Below are 24,553 nucleotides of genomic sequence, written 5' to 3' on the forward strand. Positions count from 1 at the left end.
ACGTCGAAGCCGCTTGCAACAGATGACAGCGGTTAACACGCGATCGGCCTAGCGGTTCTCCACAGGCACGGCGATATCAGGCCGCGTGTGTCGGAGAAGTCGCGACGTGGGGATGAGCGCCGGCGTCGCGTGCGAGTTGCACGGCTCGATCAATCGGTGCCTGCCGGACCCCATCCACCCACCACCCGACGTCAGCCGGACTCCCGACCGGAACCGACCTGGGCCTCCCTCCACCCGCATGTGCGGCGGTGGTTCGAGCCATTCACCGGACAGGTGCAAGAGCGTTCTCTTAACCTCGGGGGGCCCTCGAACCACGGAGTTACTGAATGCGACACATCCTCGGGAGCCTCAGCGCGCTCCTCCTCGTCCTCACCGGCGCCCTCCTCGCCACGACCGCCGGCCCTGCCTCGGCCCACGTCGACAAGGACTGCGGCGACTTCGCCACCCAGGCCGAGGCGCAGAGCTACTTCATCTCGATCGGCGGCCCGTCCTCCGACCCCGACCGCCTCGACGCCGACGGTGACGGCATCGCCTGCGACTCCAACCCCTGCCCGTGCTCGACCAGCACGAGCACTGGCGCCAGCAGCACCCCGGCGACGACCAGCCACACGAGCGCCAAGAAGAAGACCCAGCGGGACCACGCGACGATCGTCCAGGTCGTCGACGGCGACACCTATGACGTCCGCCTCGCCGGCGGGCGCAAGATCCGGGTCCGCGTCCTCGGCATCGACACCCCGGAGGTCTACGGCCACGTCGACTGCGGCGGCCCGCAGGCATCGGCCCGCGCCAAGCGCATGCTGCCTCGCGGCACGAAGGTGCTCCTGACCTCCGACCCGAGCCAGCAGCTCAAGGACCGCTACGGCCGGTCGCTGCGCTACGTCGAGAAGAACGGCACCGACATCGGCCGCCGACTCATCCGCGCCGGTCTCGCGAAGGTCTACGTGTACCACCAGAAGCCGTTCAAGCGGACCCGCACCTACAAGGCCATGCAGGCCCAGGCCCAGCGCGCCCACCGCGGCATCTGGGGCTCCTGCTGAGCTGAATGAACTCGGCCCCGCGCTTCCGAGTGGAGGCGCGGGGCTCTTCGCGTTAAGGCGGCGTTGCGCGGCGTCGGCAGGTCGCCCGCCGCTACCGTCGAGCCGTGTCTGTCAGCCACGTAGCGAGCGCCTACGACGCGCGTGCCGACGAGTACGTCGACCTCTTCGGGTCGGTCGACAAGCTGGCGGAGGCGGACCGCAGAACGATCGAACGGTGGCGGGACGAGACGCCTGGCCGGCTCCTCGACGCCGGCTGCGGCCCAGGCCACTGGAGCGACGTCCTTTCCGTGCTCGGCACTCGCACCGTCGTCGGCATCGACGGTTCCTCGCGCTTCCTCGAGTCGGCGCGGCGTCGCTTCCCGAGAATCGGTTTCGCGAGAGCCGACCTCGCTGTCCTGCCGATCGCCAACGAATCCGTCGGCGGCATCCTCGCCTGGTACTCGATCATCCACGCCGATCCCTCGGAGGTGCCGGCGATCCTGGGCGAGTTCGCACGCGTCCTGCGGCCGGAGGGGTCGCTTCTCCTCGGCTTCTTCGACGGCGACGCCGGTCAACCGTTCGATCACAAGGTGACGACCGCCTACTACTGGTCGGCCGACGCACTGGTCGAGCTGCTCGCACTCGAGGGCTTCGCCGTACGGCGCGCAGGGGCCCGCCAAGAACCCGGCGTTCGCCGCCATGGCGAGCTCGTCGCAAGCCTGATCAGCTGACACGGGCACGGATGGGTGAAGCAGTTAGATCAGAGTTGGTCCGGCAATCGAAGGAGGATCTGTGCTGCCAGTCGCGGGCTGACGCGAGGGCAGCAGCAGAGCCTGCGAGCGGTCTGTCGGAACGGCAAGAGAGAGGGGACACACCTCTTGCACCACGTCGCGTGGCGAGGGCCGGGCTCGTCGGCGTGGGCGGTCCGACTGTGCGAGTTCGGCGTTCGGGTGGGCCGACAAAACAGTCGGGATTCTTCCAGCGCGCCTAGGGCTGTGCTCGCGCAAACTTGCCGAAATGGCTCGGCCAGTTACCCGATCGCGGCCCAGTCGCGTGCCTGATCGCTCGCCTCTGCTTAGTCGGCGTCCTCGATCAGCATCGCAAGCGCCTCGCTGCCGAGGCGCTGTTCGCTGTCGGCGACTCCGTCGATCAGTCGTACGCCTTCCTCGACGAGCAGGTCGACAGGCTTCCGCTCATCGTTCGGGTCCGACCACGCGAACCCCGCAGCGATGCGCCCGTCGGACGTCAGCACTCGCCAGGGATATGAGCACTGCTGGCAGCGAGTGATGTGCGTGCCGAGCGGTTGGGGCGCGGTTCCGATAGCGTCGGCGAGGTCGCTATAAGAAGTCCAGGTTCCGGCCGGGAGCGCGGCGAGGATCTCGTGGAGTCGAGACCAATCGAACCCCGCGGGCTTGTCGGCCTTGTCCCCGCGGTACTGCGCTCGCACGTCGGCGAGCCGGCGACCGTCCGGGAGTTGCCAAAAGGTCCAGCCGTTCGTGGCTCGTCCACCCTTGGCGTGGTACCCGGCGCTCGAGGGGCTAGCGTAGGTCTTGCCCTCGAAGCTGATCTGGCCATCCGGGAGCACGGTGGCCTGAATGCCCTCCCATTGGCCGGGGCGCGACGACACGACAGTCCCGGCCTCGAGGAGGCCCGCGGCGAGAAGGTGCTTCACCTCGACCCAGGCGTTCTCCTTTGTTGGTGCATCGCTGATGGCTCCGGTGTGACCGTCGGGAACGGGCCAGATCTGGAGCAGCAGGTCGGTGAGTACGGCGGTCCGGCGGTCGATCGCGGCTTCGTCCCAGCCCTCGGCATCGCGGAAGTAACGGTTGAGCAGCATGACGTCGTTGGCCACGATCCGCTCCCGCTTGGTGCTCCACGGGCCGTTCGAGACGGTGCTGTTCAGACTGGAAGTCAGCAGGGTGAGGTTGCCGATCCGGTGGACGTGCTCGCCGCGCGCAAGCTGGGCCTCCAAGCCGCTAACGGCCCAACTCTCCTCCCACTTCTGTGGGAGCACATGCTCGATCGGATATCCGAGCCGGGCGACCTGCGGGTAGTCGTGCCTGGCGCGCAAGTGATCCTCGATCGCCTCGAGGAAGAGACGCATCCGGCCCCGCGGGTATCGGCGGTACGCCTGCTCGGTCCTGAGGTGCTCACGGACCTCGTCGTCTCCGGGCCAGTAGTTCGACGCGACATTGAGCCGGCTCAGGTGGTGCCGCACACTTGCGGCGAGATCGTCAGCCGGCGTGACTCTGTTGGTCTTGATGATGTCAGCGACGATGCGGCCCAGGTCTGCGGAGGTCAGTCGGAGGATCTGGCGCCGCACCATCCACGATTCGAGCATCGCGAGTACCTCGTCGGCGACCGCAGACGGGACCGACAGCGCCGGGTCGTAGAGCCAGATGATGGCGGGCTTGAGCAGCTCGACCCCGCCCGCCGTCATCCGATAGAACGCCAACTCCGGGCGAGTCAGGATGCGCGAACTGTCCGCCGCGTGCTCGGTCCAGATGCGGTACAGCTCGGCTTGGGCCTTGATCGCCAGTAGCAACTCGGTCATCTTCGTACCGGCCTCGTAGTCGACGTAGATCTTGAAGCGCACGAAGGTCTGACGCGGGCTGACCTCCTCGCCCAGTCGGCTGCCGAGCCATTGGCTCAGGAAGAGAGAGCTGCGGCTCATCGTGTAGCGACCGACGCTCACCTCCTGCTCCCAGAACTTCGACTCGAACGGCCAGTCCTCGGCATACGCCCGGCGCGTGTCGGCGCCTTCGGCATCGAGGCGTTGGAAGACGAAGTTCTTGATGAGGTCCGCTGCCGTGAGGGGAGTGCCTCGCGCATTGAGTGTCTCGAAGATCTCCTGCGAGTTCTCCTGAGCGAGCAGGTCGATCAGGACGAGCTGCAGCCCTTGGCTGACGGACTGTGTCAACGCGTCGGCACGTTGGCGCGCATTGTCGGCGTCCCCGAGCCACTCATCGATCCTCGCGACGAAGAACGCATGACCACGTGTAATGCGCGATCCGGCGTGCTTCAGCGACTCGTGCACGACCGGGACTTCGGCGTCCATCACCTCGCGGAAGGCGTCGCCGTCCTGGTTGGTGTGCGCGAGTTTGAGGCTAGCCTCGACCACCCCGGCGTGGCCGGGGTTGTGGGTCAACGCGGCGAGCTGCTCGGCGTGGCCGTCCAGGCCGTGACTCTCGAAGACCGCAGCCGCTGCGTCGATGAAGAGCTGAAGGGTCGTGAGCCGCTGCTGTCCATCGATGACGTTCTTGGCCGGAACCGTGCCCTGCTGACCGTCCAATGCCTGGAGTACGACGGCGCCGAGGAAGTGCGTCGGCTTCGAGTACGGATCACGCAGCCGAAGCTCCGCCAAGCGCGAGATGTCCTGCCACAGGGGGAGCCACTGCTCGGCCTCATCCCAGACGTACGGACGCTGGAAGAGCGGTACGACAAGGTGCTGCGGGAGGTAGAACACTGCCTGCGGCGTGAGTACGTCGGTCTTCACCTTCGGCACGCTACTGCCGGCTGCCGACGGATTCGCCACGTTCTGCCGATTCAGTCGGGGGGCCCTGACAGACTGCGGCCGTGAGTCAGATGACCAAAGAGGCCGAGCGCTCCGAGCTGCACAAGACCATCTGGCGGATCGCGAACGACCTTCGCGGAAGCGTGGACGGCTGGGACTTCAAGGCCTACGTGCTCGGGATGCTCTTCTACCGGTTCATCTCTGAGAACCTGACTGCATACCTGAACGAAGCCGAGCGCCAGGCCGGAAATCCTGACTTCGACTACCGCTACCTGTCGAACGCGGACGCTGAATTCGGGCGCGAGGAGACGGTCAGAGAGAAGGGCTTCTACATCCTTCCGCAGGACCTCTTCGCGAACGTGCGCGAGCGAGCCCGCTGGGACGAGAATCTCAACGAGACGCTCTCGAGGGTTTTCACCAACATCGAGGCCTCCGCTGTTGGCACGGACTCCGAGGACGACATCAAGGGACTTTTCGCCGACGTTGACGTCAACAGCGGCAAACTCGGTCCGACCGTCGCCAAGCGCAACGAGAAGCTGATCAAGCTGCTCGATGCGATCGGTGATCTCAACTTCGGCAACGACGGCTTCACCCACAACACGATCGACGCCTTCGGCGACGCCTACGAGTACCTCATGGGCATGTACGCGGCCAACGCCGGCAAGTCCGGCGGCGAGTACTACACGCCGCAGGAGGTCTCGGAGCTCCTCGCGCGGATCACCGTCGTCGGCAAGACCGAGGTCAACAAGGTCTACGACCCGGCGTGCGGCTCAGGCTCGCTGCTGCTGAAGTTCAACAAGGTGCTGCCCGGCGGGGTGCGGAAGGGCTTCTTCGGGCAGGAGATCAACCTGACCACCTACAACCTGTGCCGGATCAACATGTTCCTGCACGACATCAACTACGAGCAATTCGACATCGCCCACGGCGACACCCTGATCGACCCGGCCCACTGGGACGACGAGCCGTTCGAGGCGATCGTGTCGAACCCGCCCTACTCGATCAGGTGGGAGGGCGACGCGAACCCGCTGCTGATCAACGACGAGCGGTACGCGCCGGCCGGCGTGCTGGCGCCGAAGTCGAAGGCCGACCTGGCGTTCACGATGCATATGCTGCACTGGCTGGCAGTCGACGGCACCGCCGCGATCGTCGAGTTTCCAGGCGTCCTCTACCGCGGCGGCGCGGAGCAGAAGATCCGCAAGTACCTCGTCGACAACAACTACGTCGACGCCGTCATCCAGCTCCCGCCGGACCTCTTCTTCGGCACGACGATCGCGACCTGCATCATCGTGCTGAAGAAGTCGAAGACCGACAACAAGATCCTTTTCATCGACGCGTCGGCCGAGTTCACCCGGCAGGGCAACAGGAACAAGCTCACCGCCGATCACCAGCAGCGGATCCTCGACGTCTTCACGGCACGGGCGGACGTTGCCCACTTCGCCACGGTCGTCGACCACGACGCGATCGCCGAGAATAACTACAACATCGCGGTCAGCGCGTACGTGGAGGCCGAAGACAAGCGCGTTGCCACGGACATCAAGGCGCTGAACGCCGAGATCGCGCGGGTCGTGGAGCGCCAGGCCCAACTGAGGGCTGAGATCGACGCGATCATCGCTGGCCTGGAGGGAGAGGCGTGAGCTACATCGACCAGCTGATCGCCAAGCACTGCCCGGACGGTGTCGAGTTCAGATTCCTTCGTGAGGTGGCCCCATATGCCACAAGTCGTGTAGATGCCTCGGCGCTGGACCCGACTACGTTCGTCGGCGTCGACAATCTGCTACCAGACAAGGGGGGCCGAATCGATGCCAGCCATGACCCCAACACGGACCGGCTTGCCGCCTATGCGCCGGGAGACGTTTTGATAGGCAACATTCGGCCGTACCTCAAGAAGATCTGGCTTGCCGACCGGTCCGGTGGATGCAGCGGTGATGTGCTTGCACTCCATATCGCGGAGAACTTCCGTGAGAGGATCACTCCGGAGTTCCTGTACTACGCCATGTCCTCCGATGACTTCTTCGCGTACAACATGCGTCATGCCAAGGGCGCGAAGATGCCACGCGGGAGCAAGGAAGCGATTCTCGCCTACAAGATCCCCGTGCCACCGCTCGTGGTGCAGCGCGAAATCACCTCGATCCTGAATGTACTCGAGCGCGCCACGACTCGGCTCGCGGCGGACCTCGCGGCGGAGTCGCAACTTCGGTCACAGCAGCACGCCTTGTACCGCGGACAGGCGCTCGATTCCGTGGCAGTCGCGCCGACGGCGTTGGTCCGTGACGTTGTCGACTTCTTCAACGCCAAGGCGCACGAAAAGCTGGTGGACCCAGCCGGAACAGTCGCGCTCATGACGGCTCGGTTCGTGTCGCGAGGTGAGGCCAACCGCTTCATCCGCCCTGAAGATGTCCTGACTCCCGCTTACACCGGCGATGTGGCGCTCGTAATGAGCGATCTGCCGAACGGTAAGGCGCTGGCCAGGACGTTCTACGTCGACGCCGACGGGAAGTACGCGGCAAATCAACGGGTCGGCCTGCTCCGGTCCCGTGAGCCGGAGCGGCTACTCCCGCGCTTTCTGCGTCACGTGATGGACCGGAACCCCCAGTTGCTCGCCTACAACAACGGCATGGACCAAACGCACCTCAAAAAGGACCATATCTTGGATGTGCGAATCCCGGTCCCGTCGATCGAAGATCAAACGCGGGTCGTCACGACAATTGACGCACTGGACTCGCGAATGAGCGGTTTGTCGACGAAGTTGGAGGCGGAGATCTCGGCCCGTCAAATGCAGTACGAGTACTACAGCGCCAAGCTGCTGACCTTCGAGGAAGCGGCATGACCGAAGCGCCTGACTCCTCATTCCGCTACGAGCCGATCGCGGTCTCTGACGAGGCGACGGTCGTCGCGGCGTACGTGCCTGACCCGGCGAGCGCACAGGGCTACCAGTCCGAGGCCGCGCTGGAGGACGAGTTCATCGCGCAGTTGCAGTCCCAGGCCTACGAGCGACTGGCGGTCACCTCGTCGGCCGACCTCGAGGCCAACCTGCGCCGCCAGCTCGAGATCCTGAACGAGGTCACATTCAGCGACGACGAGTGGATGCGGTTCTTCGGCGAGAAGATCGCGGCGAAGAACGAGGGCATCGTCGAGAAGACCGCGCGCATCCAGGAGGACCCGATCCAGGTCCTCACACGGGACGACGGCACCAGCAAGAACATCAAGCTGATCGACAAGTCGAACATCCACAACAACCGGCTCCAAGTGATCAACCAGTATGAGTCGGTCGGTGAGGGCGGCGGCGTCGAGCGGCAGCACCGCTACGACGTGACGATCCTGGTCAACGGCCTCCCGCTCGTGCACGTCGAGCTGAAGCGCCGCGGGGTGCCGCTGAAGGAGGGTTTCAACCAGATCAACCGCTATCAGCGGGAATCGTTCTGGTCCGACGCGGGACTGTTCGAGTACATCCAGCTCTTCGTGATCTCGAACGGCACACACACGAAGTACTACGCCAACACCACCCGCGCCCGTAGGATTGCGGAGGCCGAGGGCGGCCGTCGCGGCAAGAAGCAGACCTCGAACACCTTCGAGTTCACGTCCTGGTGGACAGATTCCCACAACAAGCGCATCGGTGACCTGACCGCGTTCACGAAGACCTTCTTCGCCAAGCACACGCTGCTCAACGTGCTGACGAAGTACTGCGTCTTCGACGTGTCGCGGACCCTGCTGGTGATGCGGCCATACCAGATCGTCGCCGCCGAGCGGATCCTGCAGCGAGTGATCACGTCGACCAACATGAAGCAGTTCGGCACGAAGGCGGCCGGCGGCTACATCTGGCACACCACCGGATCCGGCAAGACCCTGACGTCGTTCAAGACCGCGCAGCTCGCCTCGCGGGTGGAGGGCGTCGACAAGGTCCTCTTCGTCGTCGACCGCAAGGACCTCGACTACCAGACGATGCTGGAGTACAACCGCTTCGAGAAGGACTCGGTCAATGGCTCCAGGTCGACCGCCGAGCTAAAGCGGCAGCTGCAGAACCCGAACTCGCGCATCATCGTCACCACGATCCAGAAGCTCGCCCGTTTCATCGAGCAGAACACGGGCCACGAGATCACCAGCGGCCACGTGGTGATGATCTTCGACGAGTGCCACCGCAGCCAGTTCGGCGACATGGGGTCGGCGATCCGCAAGGCGTTCAAGCGCTATCACCTGTTCGGCTTCACCGGGACGCCGATCTTCCCCGAGAACGCGACAGGCGCGAAGCTCGACACCACCGAGGCGGTCTTCGGCGACCGACTGCACACCTACACGATCGTCGACGCCATCAGCGATGGGAACGTCCTTCCCTTCCGTGTCTCGTACCAGAACACGGTGAAGGTCGCTGATCACGTCAGGGATGAGGACGTCGAGGCGATAAACACCGAGGAGGTCATGCTCGCTCCCGAGCGGATCCGGCAGATCGTCACGTACGTCCTCGACCACTTCGACGCCAAGACGATGCGCGGCCAGAGCTACAGCCTCGGCGAGAAGCGCGTCCGCGGCTTCAACTCGATGTTCGCGACCGCCTCGATTCCGGCGCTCAAGGCCTACTACCTGGAGTTCGAGAGGCAGCAGGCCGCCCGCACGGCCGCAGATCCCGCATACCAGCCGCTGAAGGTCGCCACGATCTTCAGCTACAACGCGAACGAGGAGATCGAAGAAGGCGGAATCCTCGGCGAGGAGGGCTTCGACACTGACGCGCTCGACGGCTCGTCTCGTGACTTCCTCGAGAAGGCGATCGCCGACTACAACGCGGCGTTCGGGACGTCGTACGACACCTCGTCGGCGAAGTTCGAGAACTACTACAAGGACCTCGCGCGCAGGTTGAAGGACCGCGACGTCGACCTGGTCCTCGTCGTCAACATGTTCCTGACCGGGTTCGACGCGACCACGCTCAACACGTTGTGGGTGGACAAGAACCTCAAGTCCCACGGGCTCATCCAGGCGTTCAGTCGTACGAATCGCATCCTGAACTCGGTCAAGGCCTACGGCAACATCGTCTGCTTCCGGAACCTCGAGTCGGCCGTTGACGACGCGCTTGCGCTGTTCGGCAACAGCCAAGCTCGCGGCGTCGTGCTGCTCAAGCCGTACGCCGACTACCGCAGAGCCTACGAGAAGGTCGTCGGTGAGCTGTTGGAGTCGACGCCGCCGGGGGAGGAGCCGTTCGGCGAGGCCGCCGAGAAGCGGTTCGTGGTGCTGTTCGGCGAGATCCTCAAGCTGCGCAACGTCCTCACCTCGTTCGACGAGTTCGCCGAAGAAGATGCCCTGTCACCGCGCGACCTGCAGAACTACACGAGCATCTACAACGCCTTGTGGGAGAAGCACCGAAAGAGCGAGAAGAAGGAGAAGGAGTCAATCCTCGACGACGTCGTCTTCGAGATCGAGCTCGTCAAGCAGGTCGAGGTCAACATCGACTACATCCTTATGCTGGTGGCGAAATGGCGCGACGCCAAGGCCGCCGGCACGGAGCACGTCGGCCAGGTCGTCGACATCGAGAACGCGATCGACGCGAGCCCGACCTTGCGAAATAAGCGCGACCTCATCATGGACTTCGTGAACGCGATGTCGGTCAGTGATGACGTCGGAGACGACTGGCGTCAGTTCATCTCCGAGCGACGCGATGCCGAGTTGGACGAGCTCATCACCGCCGAGGGGCTCAAGTCCGAGGAGACACGGGCGTTCGTGGCGGACGCGTTCCGCGACGGCGCCGTCGCGTCTATCGGCACCGCGGTCACGAAGATCCTTCCGCCGGCCTCGCGCTTCTCGAAGGACAACAACCACGCCGCAAAGAAGCAGAGGGTCCTGGGCAAGCTGATCGAGTTCTTCGAACGGTTTGCCGGGTTGACCTGACTGGCTCCCTTCGCACTAATCTGCACACGTCCGTCTGCGACGGGGGAGCGCATCCCGAAACACCTCGGCGGTCATCGCACAGTCGAGGCCGGTGTCGCGGGGCGCCGGGTGACATCGCGGAGGTGCGCCTCACCGTCGAACGACGCGAGTGGAGCGCATCGTGACACCCGGAGCCGGACGGGTCACTCTTCTCGGTTCGATACCGCCGTCAGGTAGGTGCCCGTCCCGGGTGCGGCGAGATGATCCACGCGCGTCATCGCCGCTGACGCCACGGACTGCGGGTCCGCCCGCGTCGGCGAAACTGGCGGGGCGCGTTCGTCGCGATGCGACGTAACTTCAGGCGATAACGCGCCAGCGTTCCTGCGCTCCGCTCCTGCGCTCAGGTACGGGCCTGCGGCTATCAGCCGGACTCGTCGCGCTTGTGAGCGGCCTGCCCGGCTGGGTTTCGGCTGCTGGGTGAGTCCTTCGAGAGTTCGGAACGTCTGCGGGCATGAGCGATAGAGACGATCTACGCGCCCCAAACGCTCCGGCGAGCGCCCGCCGAGGGTTCGGCGGGCTCAGCCGTGTGCGTGATCGCGACGCCGTATTCAGCACGTCTGTGTTCATCTGGGCCTGCAGAAGCGGAGTTGTCGGCTTCTGCAAGCGGACACCAAGATGAGCAAGTTCAGGTTCACCCGCCGGTCGTCGACGGCGACGCCGGCACATGAAGCGAATCACCGACCGCAACTAGGTCACTCCCTAAGCCCACTGCCCCGCCTCTTGCGTGGTTCAGCAACATCTCGACTAACCGCAAGCGATGCAACTCGAACCGACTGCCGGACGGCCCCAGCGCGCGCAACCTCGCTGCCTCGGTGATGTGAGGCTGCACGATGAAGACCGTAGAAGGATCTCGAGCACTGCGGGCCCGTAACAGATCGATCATGTCGTTTCGATTAGCCTCGCGATTTCCGTAGAGCCAAACCGCTGGGGATGCGACTGGCGCTCTTGCTAGAGCTAGACTCAGTCGCTCTGCATCTAGATGACGCAAGTTCTTGATCGCCTGCCCTGTTACTACCTCGAGACTGCTAGCACTAATCTGTCGATTCGGACTCAAGGAGTTGGCGCCCTTCACGTGGATCAGTGCAAGCTCTCCGTCGTCGGCGAGCAGAACGAAGTCCGCAACCTCGTTGGACCCGTCATCGCAGGTGAGGTAGCCGCGCTTGCCAAAATGTTGTAAGACCCATGTGAACAGCGAATTGTCGCCCGACCCGATTGCGTCGTGAATATCTTGGGCTACGGAAGTCGGCGGTTTCTCCCGGGTCACGTCGTACCCGTCGAACGATTCCCATCGCCATGACCGGAACTCGTGATCCTCGATCTTACTCTTATACACCGCTTCCTGTGTTACCGAGTGGCCCGATTCGTAGTGAATGGTCAGGAGCTGCGTGAAGGAAAGGGCGTCCAGCACAGGTCGAACCTGCGTTACATCCGTCGGTTCGCCGTCGAAGCCGAATGCCAGGTCCACCCTCGAATTCGTGACAGATGGCGTACAACGGAGGTTACCGCCGACGCGGCCGTCGAGCCCGACAGAAGCGGTGAAGCGTGCGTCGGTTCCTCCGGTCACGATAATGGTCGAACGGTTGAGGGTCTGGTAGGCGTCCAGTAGATCATCACTCACGTCCGCCGCGGGTAGATCGTCCGGATCGCACCAAGTCAACTCGTAAGCGCCAGCAACGCCGGCGAGGTCCCTCGCCTCCGTCGCGAGAAGCGGGAAAGGATGGTCATCTTCTGCGCCGTCGGCATATGCGCGGGCGAGCGCGCGAAGCAAGTCAAGACAGGTATCGCGGAACTCGGCAAAGGTCTGTGTTGACGAAAACCATACTTTGGATTTCCTTGGCGTTGTCCCGACGATTCCGGTAAGCGCCGTAAACTCCGGCGCAACACTGACATGAGCACGTGCCGAACCGAGCGCGAAGGTGCTGTCGTCCAAAGGATTGAGCGCCTCGCCCACGCTTTGGCCGCTTAACGTCTTCGAATCCGCCTTCGTACGCCTACGTCCATGAGCTCCGCGCAACCAGAGGTTCTTGGCGTCTCCGGAGAGTAGTGTGGCATTTATTACGCCTGCGGGTACGCGCCGAAATGCTGGGCGTGGCGGCGTGTCGAGCCACTTCTGCAGTTTGGATTCGATAGTCCCGTCACAGCCGATAGCGACCCAATTTTCGCGTGCAACCCAGGTGCAAAGCGAGTGGGTCGTGTCGACGTATGGAGAATCCTTCGTGGCCCAGCCCGGTCGCGTTTCCTTCCTGTAGGCAAACGCATCGACCGTGATCTGAACGTCCGCCCGCTCGGCTGTCTGCTCGAGCCCCGCCTCGTCGACGGGAACTTGCTCCGCCAGTCCGTCTGCGACAAGTTCGGCTCCGTTCCGGGCGTGCTGCCTTTCGACGAACCGAAGCAAGGCCTTTCGCAGGACGTCTAGCGCAGAGACGGCATCCGAGGGAAACGTCAGAACGACGACTGATACGTACGGCTTCAGCATGCTCGCATGCATCTGTGGTAGGGGCTGGTGGCCTAGCGGCATGTACCGACTTTATGCACCTTAAGGCGAAATGGTCATCGAATGGCTCAATGGTTCGGGGTCCGGTGCCTATCGAGAGCGCGGTCGGCCGGCAGGAGTCGCCGAGTCCCTGCCACGCTGCAGCGACCCGAGGCGTACGACGCGAGCGCCGCCTCCGAGTGCCGAGCCGCTGGCGTGGTGTCCTACTTGAAGTAGGGATCAGGGGCCCGCAAGGGGTGCAGCAGCATTGTGGGCGGGTGCCGGGGGACAGCCGATCGGGAAAGTGTCCGGTGGCCGTCCCGTTGCCGATCGAACGGTCCGTCAAGGCACGTCGGCCGCGGGCCAGCTTCGGATTGCGAAACCGATGACTAGAGGCTCCGGCCGATCACACCCGCCGCGGCGGTCCTTTACGCCAAGCTAGCCTCCGTGACCCGGGAGCCACTCGCCACTGGCCTGTACGAATCGCTCGTGACCTCCGAGCTGCGGGTCGCACTTGTAGACGCGGAGCATGCCGAGCTCGGTCGAGTCGATCAGGCCGACGCTCCGCACGTGCTCGCTCGGCACCTGTATGAAATTGCGCAGCGCCGCCTGGGCGAGGTGCGCGACCACAACGAACGGCTGGCGCTGGTCAACCGCCTCTTGAGCGAGCTCGGGGAGCCAACGGAAGCAGTCGAGTCACCCGCCAGCCAGCTGCTGCGGATCGGACCGCCAGCCGGTCCGGGGACTGCCAGCTACGCAGATACACGCCCGAACACGCCGCTCGCTGACGCCGCGCTGCTGACTAATGCACACGGTGAGCCCAATCTTGGCGGCGAGCTCCGGGCGGAGATGGACACGGCCGACAGAGTCGACCTGCTGTGCGCGTTCGTGAAGTGGCATGGACTTCGCCTGCTCGAGCCGGAGTTTGCCCGTCTGCGGTCGCGCCGGGCTCCGCTGCGTGTCATCACGACCACCTACGTGGGCGCCACCGAGCGCCGAGCTCTTGACCGCTTGGTGCGGGAGTTCGGGGCCGAGGTGAAGATCCAGTACGACGCCCAACGCACCCGGCTGCACGCGAAGGCGTGGATGTTCGGCCGGGCCAGCGGGTTCGACACGGCATATGTCGGGTCGTCGAACCTGTCGAAGTCCGCACTCCTGGACGGGGTGGAGTGGAACGTCCGGCTCTCCCGCGTCGGCACACCGACGCTGCTGGCCAAGTTCGCGGCCACATTCGACACCTACTGGAACGACAGCAGCTACGAGCAATACAACCCGGACCGCGACGGCGACCGGCTGGACGATGCTCTCGCGGAGGCCAGTGGCCGGAGGTCGGTCGACCGCGTGACGATCTCGTTGTCCGGGCTCGAGGTCCGGCCGTACCCCTATCAGCAGGAGATGCTGGACGCCCTCGACGCCGAGCGGGTTGTGCACGATCGACACCGCAACCTCGTCGTTGCTGCCACCGGTACAGGTAAGACCGTTGTCGCCGCTCTCGACTACCGCCGGCTCTGTGGCGAAGCGACTGGCACGCGGCCACGCTTGCTCTTCGTCGCTCACCGCCAGGAGATCCTGCGGCAGTCTCTGCGCACCTATCGCGAAGTGCTGAATGACGCGTCCTTCGGCGAGCTCTACGTCGACGGCACGCGCCCGGAGCGCTGGGAGCACGTGTTCGCCAGCGTCCAATCGTTGTCGTCCTACGGCGTTGAGGAGATCCCGCGTGACGCTTATGACATGGTCGTCGTCGACGAGTTCCATCACGCAGCCGCCAGCAGCTATTGCCGGCTTCTCGACCACTTGCAGCCGCGGGAACTACTCGGGCTGACCGCCACGCCGGAGCGTGCCGACGGCGTCAATGTTCGTGACGCCTTCTTCGGCGGCCGGATCGCCGCCGAGCTGCGGCTGTGGGACGCGCTGGGGGCGGACCTGCTCTGTCCATTCCACTACTTCGCCGTCGGCGACAACACCGACTTGAGCCACCTAAACTGGGCCGCCGGTCGCTACGACGGCGCGGAGCTCTCCAACCTGTACACCGGCAACGATGCCCGCACCCGGATCGTTCTGCGCGCGCTCGGCGACAAGGTGCTCGATCCCGGCGCGATGCGAGCGTTGGGCTTCTGCGTCGATGTCGCGCACGCCACCTACATGACGCGTGTCTTAAATGATGCGGGGATCGCCGCCCGCACGGTGACGGGTCAGACACCGTCAGCTGAGCGCGCACAGATTCTCGCCGACCTCCGAGAGCGGCGGGTCAACATCGTCTTCACTGTCGACGTGTTTAACGAGGGCCTCGACGTTCCGTCCGTTGACACCGTTCTTTTCCTACGCCCGACAGAGAGCGCGACGATCTTCCTGCAGCAGCTCGGCCGCGGTCTTCGTCGTACTCATGACAAGGCGGTGCTCACGGTTCTGGACTTCGTCGGGCTCCAGCACAAGAAGTTCCGCTGGGACCTCAAGCTCCGCGCGTTGACGGGACTCACCCGGGCCGGCGTCGAGCGGGAGATCAAACGTGGCTTCCCGTTCCTGCCGTCTGGCAGTCAGATCGTCATGGACGAGCATGCGCAGGCGGTCGTACTCGACAACATTCGCTCCCAGGTCGCCTCGAGGTGGTCGCAGATCGTCGCCGAGCTCCGCGCGTACGGCGACATGGACCTGCCGACGTTCCTGCGCGAGTCCGCGCTCGAACTCTCCGATGTCGTGCGAGGCGACCGCTCCTGGACACGTCTGCGCCGCGATGCCGGGCTCGCGACGCCGACCGGTTCCGCACGAGAGAACCAACTGCTCAAGCGCAACCGTGCCCTTGCGCACGTCGATGACGAGCGCCGCGCCGCCGCCTACGTCGAGATGCTCTCCGGCGACCGGTCCATCGACGACTTGTCTCCGGCAGAGCAGCGGCTGGCACGGATGCTGTTCTTCTCGTTGTGGCCCGATGGTGGTGGCCACAAGTCCTACGCCGAGGGATGGTCCGCGCTGCGCGCGGAGCACGCCGCTCGCGCCGAACTCAGCAGCATCGTGGACCTCTCCTTCGACGCCGCTCGACAACGGTCCATCCGGCTCGGAGGCGGGTTGGCGTCCGTGCCACTGCACGTCCACGCGCGGTACCAGCGCGAGGAGATCCTCTCGGCGATCGGCTACGCGTCCTTTGAGCGAAAGCCGACGAGCATGATGCAGGGCGTCGCTTACGCATCGGACGCCAACATCGACGCCTTCTTCATCACGCTGAAGAAGTCCGAAGCGGCTTTCTCGCCGACCACCATGTACCGCGACTACCCGATCAGCCCGACGCTGTTCCACTGGGAATCGCAGTCAACGACGAGGATCGCCTCACCGACCGGTCAGCGCTACCTCAACGGCACCAGCACCGTCATGCTCTTCGTGCGCGAACAGGAGAAGGACGACCTGGGCACCGCGCCGTACCTGTTCCTCGGACCGGCCCGGTATCAATCGCACGACGGCGAGCGACCCATTGCGATCACCTGGCAGCTCGAGCACGCCATGCCCATCGAGTTCTTTCAGGCCGCCACGCTCGCGGCCGGGTGAGCGCCTGGGTCTGTGACGCGGACGCTGCAGATCGACGGCACCCTTCCCGAGGCCAATTAGCTCAGACGCTGTGTGTGCCGGCATGCGGGAAACCGAGTGCACCCCAAGAACTCGCTGTACGGCCCCGTCCGGGCCACCAACGCGCCTTGTCCGCAGGCCGGGCACGCAACCACGGGAACTGCGGTGCTGAGCGGAGACTCGGCGAGCGCGCCTGCCTTGGCGAGCTCCGCGACAAAGGACGACTCGCGGCCACTGACCGTCATCAGCGTGACGGCTTTCCGGGCCCGGGTGAGCGCGACGTACAAGAGCCGACGCTCTTCTCCGTGAGGGAAGCGGTCGGCATCGGACATCACAAGACGAAGGACGGGGTCGTCGACGATTTCGCTGGGGAATCCGTAGGTTCCCGACACCATCCGCGGGATCAGCACGTAGTCCGCCTCGAGTCCTTTGGACGAGTGCGCGGTCCTGAACGTCACTGTCAGGTTCGGGTACGGTGCCCGGGGTAGCAGCTTCCTCTCGAAGCCGTACCGGCCGAGGATGTCGACAGTCGCCGAGCTCACCTTGGCGGAGAGGTCAGCGAGCCACGCACCGATGGCGTCGGTGATCTGGTCCTCGGACTCGAGACGGATGAGTGACACGGGAACGCCCGCGTCGGACCGGAAGGAACGGACGGTCTTCGCGATCTGGCGTGGGTTCTTCTGCACGAACGCGGCCGCGGTGTCGGCGATGGTCTGCGTGCAGCGGAAGGTGGTCTGCAGTCGCAGCGTCGGTCCCTCGCCGAACCAGCTGTTGAAGTCCGTCATGACCGAGATGTCGGCTCCGGCGAACCGGTTAATCGCCTGCCAGTCATCTCCGACGGTCATCAGGTAGCGGTGCGGTCGGTCGACCAGTGCACGTGCGAGCCGGGCGCGGGCGGGGCTGGCGTCCTGAAATTCGTCGACGAGCACCATCTCGTAGCCCATGTCGGCGCCGGCCTCGACGTGCCTGGCGGCCTCTATAAGCATGTCCTCGAAGTCGATGGATTGGTCCTGCTCCAGCCGCCGTTGCCACGCCTCGTGGATCGGCCAGTAGATATCGAGGAAGACCCGCGACCGGTAGGACCGGCGCGAGCGTCCCCACCGTTCCTCGAGCACTTCACGCGTGAAGCCGTTCGACTTCACGTGCGCCATGAACGTGCGGATCAGCTTCGCCAGGTCCTCGTGCGAGACAGCTTCCGTCCCGCGTGCACGGTCCGGGTTCCAGTCGAAGGTGATGCCTCGCTCGGCGAGCTGGTCGTGCAGCGGCCCGAACCCGGTCGTGTCGAGGATTTCGGTCCAGGTGGTCTCGAGGAGGGTGGTCCCGAAACGGCGGTGCGTTTGCTTCTTCCAGCGCATCGACTCGGCGTACCCGACGAACGCCGCCGGCGGCTCCCCGTCAGGTCCGATCGCCCAGTGCTCGTGCCACACGTCGACGTCGGGGTAGAAGAAGTCGGGTCGGTACTGGGAATGCGACTCGTCGGCGACGTCGTGGCTGTAGGGACGCTCGTACTCGTAGGTGATGCCGTTGAGGAAGAGCCAGTCGGCGATCAGGCGCTCGCCCTCCGACTTCACGACCTCGCCGCGCATCGTGCCGAACCCGGTGGTGCGGCTCTTCTTGTCGTAGGCGTCGGGCTGAGCCTCGGCGGAGTTCTCGCCCATCCGCGCGAACAGGAGCCGGTAGAGATCCCACTTGAAACGGAAACCGACGTCGGAGTCGCGCAGCTCGTCCACGATGCGGCTGACGGTGGCGACATCCTGGCCACCGTCGAGCCAGCCCGCGAGACGCGGCTTTCGCCCGGTCGCACGACCGATGCACGAGAGCCCAAAGGCATGGAAGGTGTTGGCCGCGAAGCCGGTCGAGTCCATGCCGGCTGCTGCAAAGCGGCCCTCGAGCCGGGATTGGAGCTGCTCAGCGGCATCCCTGTTGAAGGCGAGAAGGAGCACCTTGTCCGCCGGGACGAAGCCGAAGCGGATGGCGTACGCCGCCCGCGCCACCATCACTGACGTCTTCCCTGAACCGGCCGCTGCGACCACCTGCACGCGGTTGTCCATTGTGACGACCGCGGTCGCTTGCTCATCGGTGAGCGGCTGCGACTCGATGGAATCTACGAACTTCTTCCGCTCGACGAGGGCGCGTTCTCGGATGCGCCCGTTGACCGTGGCCACGAGCAGAGAGAGGTCGCCGCACACGAACTCGACGGCTGACCGCACGACGGGATCAAGGCGCTTCAAGGTCCGCGCCGACACCCTCGCCGGACGGCTCGCCGCCCATTCAAGACACTGATCACGCGTAATCCATCGGAGCTCTTGTTCTGCGTGGGCGATGGCCTCTTGGACGTCTGTGGCCCAGCGGGTGCCAGCATCGACCGCCGACGCCTCAGTCGCGGAGAGTGGCTTCGCGCTCCGGGCCCTCAGCAACACCATCCCCACGACGATGGCCAAGGTGATGAAGCCGATCGCCGCGAGCACGGCGTCACCCTAGGGCGGTCCAGCGTTGTGCACGGGCGGTCTTCAGAAACTGCTGTGTGCACCGGCTACCGTCATTAGGGTTTTGCTTTGTGAGTCAGGAGGCGCCCCTGAGCGCGGCGACGGGCAGGGATTCGCTGGTAGTGAGACGGTGGAAGCGCTATGGCATGGACCGGCTGTACGTCCAGTCCGCCGAGGAGCGCAAAGTCGGTTGGTGGGACCTCGCTACCGATGAGCCGCACCCCGAGAATCCCGATGACCTCGAGCCGTTGATCGCTGCCGTGGACGGCTGGAAGGCCGCGAATGTTCAGGTCACACCTGCGAGAGTCCCGGAGTCGGAGCCTGCGCTGGCAGCGGACGCCGTGGACGCCGTGGACGCCGTGGACGCCGTGGATGCCGTGGACGCCGTCTCCGTCGGCGGCGCCGCAGACTCGATCCCCGTCCCGGATCCCGCACCCAAAGAGTTTGGACCTGCCGCCGAGCGGCCGTGGGTTGACTTGGCGACCAACGCGCCCGGCTCTGCGGCGCGCGAACAAGCCGTTTCCGCTCAGGTCGCCGCCCCGGTGCGCACGCTGGTTGCCCGTGCGTTCAGAATCCACACCGAGGAACGAGCGTGGCGAATCGGCGCGGACGGCGAAGAGAAGGTGGCAGCCCAGCTCGACAAGCTGATGAAGAAGGATCCTCGCTGGCGCGTTATTCACGCAATTCCCGTGGGCAACCGCGGATCCGACATCGACCACCTGGTCGTCGGCCCTGGCGGCGTGTTCACCGCCAACGCCAAGCACCACCCCGGCGCTAAGATCTGGGTCGGCGGCAACACGGTTATGGTGAACGGCAACAAGCAGCCCTATGTCCGCAACAGTCGGCACGAGGCCAACCGAGCGGCCGAGACCCTCTCGCGTGAATGCGGCTTCCCTGTGTTTGTCGAAGGCCTGATCGTCACCGTCAACGCTGCAGACGTCCTGGTGAAGAGCCAGCCCGATGGGGTCACGGTTGTTCCACGCATGCAGTTGACGAAGTGGTTGCTGCGTCATGGGGAGATCCTCGACCCGTCGACCATCGAGGCGATCCACGATGTGGGTCGTCGCTCCACGACCTGGCGGGGCTGAAGCGCTCAGGCATCGTCTCGCTCGCAGGTCCTTCTCACGTCCCCGCTGAGCCCTACTTCGCCCACGTCACAGGTTGCGACGCTCCATGCGTCGGCCTGCCAGTCCGGAGCACCTCGCTGGCGCGTCCGTTATCCACAGATCGACCTCGCAGCTCTTGACGGCTGGCCTTGGAGCGGGACGCTGGTGTGGATCCGGCATACAATACAAGCGGCCTGAGCCGGTGCGTGAACACCGACCCAGGCCTCAACATCGCCTGTCTAAGAGGCAACATCGTGGCTTCATCATCATGCCTGCGGAGGCCATGCGTCACGGCCTCCGGATCTTGGAACATCGCCGCCGGTGAGACCATGGTTCATGGTCGGGGGAGGGACCGAGGCACTCGGCGAGTCCGAGTGCGATTATCGCGTCTGCGTGCGGTGGCGCCGATACGCGGGACGCGCGAGCGGTGGTCCCCATGAGCCGCCGGCCGAATCCCCAGAGCGTTGCGCTCCAGGATCAGATCGCCGCGCTGCTCGAGCGAACCACCGAGCGCATGGACGCAAGGGCAGTCGGGCGGAAGACACGAGTGCTGTTTGAGCACGGATGCGTTTGCCGTTCTTCCGCCCGCCAGCCGATCGGCGGTGCCGACCGCGTGGTCGTCCAGCACCTCGGGCATCGCTTGATCGGTGGGCGCTGGGTCGAGACCGACCTGTTGAGTGCATACGCAGAGGGTTGGATGTGCGCCCGGGTTCTTCGACGGATGCATCGGCAAGGCTTAGTCGGCCGTCACGATGCCGGTCACCGGATCTGTTGGACCTGGGCGGGGCCTGTCGTCGACATGATCGAGTTCGAACGCCTCCTGTAAGAGCGGCCAAGAATTTCGGCTAGATGGACGTCCCATTGGATCCAACTTCCTACGCCAAGGCGTCTCGCGGTGCGCTGCGAAGGCGGCGGAAGGACGCCAGCTGGAAACGCATCTGCCGCTGCGGATCCGTGCACCTCGGCGCCCGCAGCCACCGTGGCCGAGTGGACCGCGGCAGGTGTGTCCGACGGGCGGGAGACCCACGAAGCGGCGGATCGGTGACCCTCGATGCATGGCCGGGTGCCGTGCAGGCGGCGTCCCCGAGAGACTGGACCACCCCGGTACGCATTGCGCGACTGGTCGCTAGCGCAACTTGAAGACCGGCGCTATGTCCGGGTGGCCGGACAGGAGACTCTCGAGCTTGCTGTCTGGCCACGCCTCTACGCGGGGCGCGACCCCTCGCTGGTTATGCGCCTCGATCCAAGCGACGGCATCGGATGTGAAGCGGCCGCTTGTCGCGATGATGAGCCCTTCCACGAGCGGTGGTTCCCAGAGCTTCATTTGAGCCACGTTGGTGCTCACCTCGTCGACGCCGACAGACTTCGTGCGCCAATGCTTGGCTTGGACGATGACGCGCTCAGTGCGAACCGCGCCGGAGCCATCCGACAGGACCCGCTCCACGGAGAGGTCACGGCCGCGGTCGGCAGCTGTGGTGCGCATGAGCCACTGCACGTTCTGGAACCCGGGCAAGGCGTGCAGCAGGACGTACAGCAGCCGCTCGAAGTCGTCAGGGTCGAGGTTGTCCCAAGCAAGCGCAGTGACTGCGCCGCCGGTAGGACTGCTCGCGGCCGCTACGCCCAGGTCGATCGCCGGCACTTCGAGCGGGTCTGTGTCCGCGATACCCGCGGCGAGCACATCTGGACGCACCGAGGGCCAATCGAACTCCAGAACGTCGTGCCAGTCGTGGCCCTCGCTGAAGTAGAAGTGCCGGTGCATGTCGCTCCAGCGTCCAGTCCTCTGCACTGCGTCGCCGAGGAGCCGCTCGATCTCGGTGACTGCGCCCCGAATCAAGGTGACGTGGTCGCTCTTGAGTTCGTCGGTCGAGTCTCGGGGAACGCCAGCCACGATCGCGGGAAGGGTCCCATCCACCAAGGCGGTCAGTTCCTCGAGCCGAGCCCGGATTGCGCGCCGGCGAGCCTTGGCGAGTCGCTGTCGGTACTCGGCGAGTCCGCGCTGCGGCCCGACGCTCTCCTCGAAGACGCTGATCGGCGGCTCACCGCTGTCCTGGTAATCGATGAAGGCCTGGCCGATAGCAGCCGGATCGGGCAACTCGACCGTGATCCGCCAGCCGTCGATCGGTGGGATGCCAGTGAGGAGGTCGTGCCAGTCGCGCGCGAGGTCCTCATACTCGGTCGGGGTCGTCAGGTAGATAGGGCTATCAGGGATCATCGGCGCTGCTCGCAGCCACACCTGCTCAAGCTTGGCGAGATTCGCCGCAGCTCGGTCCATCACGTCAAGCAACTCGTTCAACTCCACTTCAACATGCCTTCCTCGGGGGCCGCGGGCTCTGCTCCTGCTCGATCCGTGACCGATAACTCACGTTAGTGGTCGCGCCGGCAATATCGTGGGCCGCCAGCGCAGTTCGAGTGCCCGGCGCCTAACTGGGCTGTGTGCGGCCGGGCTGGCCGGGGGAGTCAAGTCTGGGCCGCACCTTCGGCGTCCCTGCCGACGCATGTCCGCGTTCGGGATCACCAGTCCGATCGCGCAGGTGACCCCGCCAACTTCGTCGTTCTGACAATCCGGCAGCGATGGCGGACGCTGATAAGGAATTCGAATCCCTTGAGGGAATCTAAGGTGTGCGGCAGACGTGCCGGAGCGGCACGGTCGTGGAAGCACCTATCGCGAAACGGAACGTTAACCGCGACGCACCAAGTCGGCGTGGGGTCATCATAGGAAGTCCCGCCGGATGACACCGCGGTGATCGAAGGATCCCCCAACCTGCGCACGTGACATTGCATGGCTAGCTCTGACCGATGCCACGACTTCGTTGCGGTGGAACGTGGCGTAAACGCTGCTCGGGTGGCGCCGCAACCAGCCTCGCGTCCCGCTCGTCCAGGGGCCTACCAGCAGGCTGATCCGCATGGCGATCGGACGTTCGGCCCACATGGCCCGCTTTGTGTCGTGCGCACGCGGGCAGTCGCGCCGTTGCGGCCGAGGAGCGATCTCTCGGAAGTGCCGCAGTCGATCGATCTGGTCTGGGGAGGCAGACGATGGCTTCGGGCAACGGACAGTGCTTTGCCTTGAGCAGGCCCCGGGTTGGCTACGACTGCACCCGGATAGGTCATCGCCCCAGCTCAGCCATCCGGATCGCTTTAACCTTCCGGCGCACGTCAGCCCGTGAGCTCGACTCCAGCAAACCGTCTCGAAGGCCGCCGCTGCCCGGCCTGCCGAGAATCTCCTGTACGCGCTCGCCCGCAACCTTTAGTACGTCGGCGACCTCCGAATCGGCTGGAGCGGTGTCCAGGGCGACCTGGCACCATTCCTCCTGAATTTCTACTTCGGCCAGAGGCGGCGCAATGTACCCGTCGAGGTCGCCAAGCGGCACAGGGTCCCGCGACAACTGGTAGATCCACCGCTGGAGGGTCACCGCGATGCCGTAGTTGCTGAGGGCCAAGACGCGGTTGTCCAGGCTGAGTTGCGCTGTGTCTGAGGCATGGAGCGCCCCGAAGTCGACTGCCATGATCTCCGCACCCCCACTGAGGTCGAAGATCGGCATTTGGTCAAACCAGCCACGCCGCCACTTTGCCGCCTTACGCCCAGGGTATCCGGGATCGCCAAGGGAAGCCGTAACGACGGTTTGTTTGAGTTCCGTCCCGGAGCGCATCGAGCAGGGGTGCGTTACAACCATGACGAAAGGGCTAGGAGCGCCGCCCCGGATGCATGACACGTCGCGGAAGACGTCACCAAACATGATCGGTCTCGCGACCGGTACGGCAGTACCGACCTCCAAGTACATCGCTTCCGGATCCGTTGGATCCTCGAGTTCCGTAGTCAAGCCCCGCCCCTGTCTTCGCCAGACGCTATGTCACCTCTCGGGCGTCTCCCGACGCTTGAGGCTCCGAACGCCATCTCCATCCGTAACAACGTCGAACTTTCTGCGGTAGTGGTCACGCCACTCGGAATCAAACTCGTCGAGGACGTCCCGTCCACCCTTGCGCTGAAACGCGAAGTCTAGGACCAAGTCCGGTCGGTCAGCGGCGATCAGATCAAGGTGTCGGATCGTGTAGCCATCCACAACTGGAGTCAGTAGCCAGCCCGCAGCGTCTTCGATCATGGCCTCGGTTGCCAGTTCAATGAGGGCGACGAGTCGGGCGAGCGCCATCCGGTTGTCCGCTGAACAGTCGCCGCCATTCCGCCATTTGCGCACGGCTGAGAGACTCACGCCGGCCGCGGTGGCAATCTCGTTCCAGCCGAGGCCGAAATTCGAAAGCTCCTCGAGCAGAGCCGCGTGCCCACGTCGCACATGGACGGCGGCACGATCGCTCAAGTCATAGTCCTGCACTTCGCGGTGCAGTTCTTCGGCGTCTGCGCCAACGATGCGGCTCTGATCGCGAACACCGGCCGCCCGACTCCGAAGGTCGTTCCACCGCGAGACTTGGGGCGCTGTCGTGGAATCCATCTGCGGCTCGTATGAGAGTTGGGAGCTTCCGGTCGTCGTCGGTTCGGTCAT

13 protein-coding genes are annotated in these 24,553 nt (G+C 64.8%); 7 read left to right on the top strand and 6 right to left on the bottom strand.

Features of this window, described 5'->3' with window-relative positions; genetic code table 11:
- Positions 1-326: 326 nt before the first annotated feature.
- Together QDS12_RS09225 and QDS12_RS09230 are read left to right on the top strand one after the other, a co-directional pair.
- On the top strand, positions 327-1,037 hold the full coding sequence (locus tag QDS12_RS09225) for a thermonuclease family protein (protein ID WP_279878692.1): 711 nt from the start codon (positions 327-329) through the stop codon (positions 1,035-1,037).
- Between the two features lie 104 nt (positions 1,038-1,141).
- Complete coding sequence (locus QDS12_RS09230; protein ID WP_279878693.1) at positions 1,142-1,747, top strand: class I SAM-dependent methyltransferase; 606 nt, start codon at positions 1,142-1,144, stop codon at positions 1,745-1,747.
- A gap of 344 nt (positions 1,748-2,091) precedes the next feature.
- On the opposite strand, the gene QDS12_RS09235 is transcribed toward QDS12_RS09230, so the two are convergent.
- Positions 2,092-4,512 (bottom strand): DUF262 domain-containing protein, encoded by a 2,421-nt coding sequence (locus QDS12_RS09235; RefSeq protein WP_279878694.1) that lies wholly within the window; start codon positions 4,510-4,512, stop codon positions 2,092-2,094.
- Positions 4,513-4,601: 89 nt separating this feature from the next.
- On the opposite strand from QDS12_RS09235, the gene QDS12_RS09240 reads away from it, so the two are divergent.
- Genes QDS12_RS09240 through QDS12_RS09250 form a run of 3 tightly spaced genes read left to right on the top strand, consistent with a single transcriptional unit; the run spans position 4,602 to position 10,401 of the window.
- Complete coding sequence (locus QDS12_RS09240; RefSeq protein WP_279880406.1) at positions 4,602-6,164, top strand: type I restriction-modification system subunit M; 1,563 nt, start codon at positions 4,602-4,604, stop codon at positions 6,162-6,164.
- Positions 6,161-7,357: a restriction endonuclease subunit S gene (locus tag QDS12_RS09245; protein WP_279878695.1), complete on the top strand. Its 1,197-nt coding sequence runs from the start codon at positions 6,161-6,163 to the stop codon at positions 7,355-7,357. Before QDS12_RS09240 ends, QDS12_RS09245 begins: the two co-directional genes overlap by 4 nt.
- Positions 7,354-10,401 (top strand): type I restriction endonuclease subunit R, encoded by a 3,048-nt coding sequence (locus QDS12_RS09250; RefSeq protein ID WP_279878696.1) that lies wholly within the window; start codon positions 7,354-7,356, stop codon positions 10,399-10,401. Before QDS12_RS09245 ends, QDS12_RS09250 begins: the two co-directional genes overlap by 4 nt.
- A 670-nt stretch (positions 10,402-11,071) precedes the next feature.
- Here QDS12_RS09250 and QDS12_RS09255 read toward each other — a convergent pair.
- Positions 11,072-12,916 carry a hypothetical protein gene (locus QDS12_RS09255; RefSeq protein WP_279878697.1) on the bottom strand — a complete coding sequence of 615 codons (1,845 nt, stop codon included), beginning with the start codon at positions 12,914-12,916 and terminating at the stop codon, positions 11,072-11,074.
- Positions 12,917-13,360: 444 nt separating this feature from the next.
- On the opposite strand from QDS12_RS09255, the gene QDS12_RS09260 reads away from it, so the two are divergent.
- The gene (locus QDS12_RS09260; RefSeq protein ID WP_347882181.1) at positions 13,361-16,450 is read left to right on the top strand and encodes a DUF3427 domain-containing protein; all 3,090 of its coding nucleotides are present in this window, start codon (positions 13,361-13,363) and stop codon (positions 16,448-16,450) included.
- Positions 16,451-16,506: 56 nt separating this feature from the next.
- Here the strand turns inward: QDS12_RS09260 and QDS12_RS09265 are convergent, their stop codons facing one another.
- Positions 16,507-18,936, bottom strand: a complete 2,430-nt coding sequence (locus tag QDS12_RS09265) for a UvrD-helicase domain-containing protein (protein ID WP_279878699.1) — start codon at positions 18,934-18,936, stop codon at positions 16,507-16,509.
- A gap of 164 nt (positions 18,937-19,100) precedes the next feature.
- On the opposite strand from QDS12_RS09265, the gene QDS12_RS09270 reads away from it, so the two are divergent.
- Positions 19,101-20,042 (top strand): nuclease-related domain-containing protein, encoded by a 942-nt coding sequence (locus QDS12_RS09270; RefSeq protein ID WP_279878700.1) that lies wholly within the window; start codon positions 19,101-19,103, stop codon positions 20,040-20,042.
- 1,144 nt (positions 20,043-21,186) lie between these two features.
- Here the strand turns inward: QDS12_RS09270 and QDS12_RS09275 are convergent.
- From QDS12_RS09275 to QDS12_RS09285, 3 genes are all read right to left on the bottom strand, one after another.
- Positions 21,187-22,359, bottom strand: a complete 1,173-nt coding sequence (locus QDS12_RS09275) for a restriction endonuclease (protein ID WP_279878701.1) — start codon at positions 22,357-22,359, stop codon at positions 21,187-21,189.
- Between the two features lie 805 nt (positions 22,360-23,164).
- A complete protein-coding gene (locus QDS12_RS09280; protein WP_279878702.1) occupies positions 23,165-23,878 on the bottom strand; it encodes a hypothetical protein in 714 nt (237 codons plus the stop codon).
- Between the two features lie 30 nt (positions 23,879-23,908).
- The gene (locus QDS12_RS09285; protein ID WP_279878703.1) at positions 23,909-24,553 is read right to left on the bottom strand and encodes a hypothetical protein; all 645 of its coding nucleotides are present in this window, start codon (positions 24,551-24,553) and stop codon (positions 23,909-23,911) included.

This window comes from Nocardioides sp. CER19 (assembly GCF_029846275.1).
Classification (GTDB): Bacteria; Actinomycetota; Actinomycetes; order Propionibacteriales; family Nocardioidaceae; genus Nocardioides.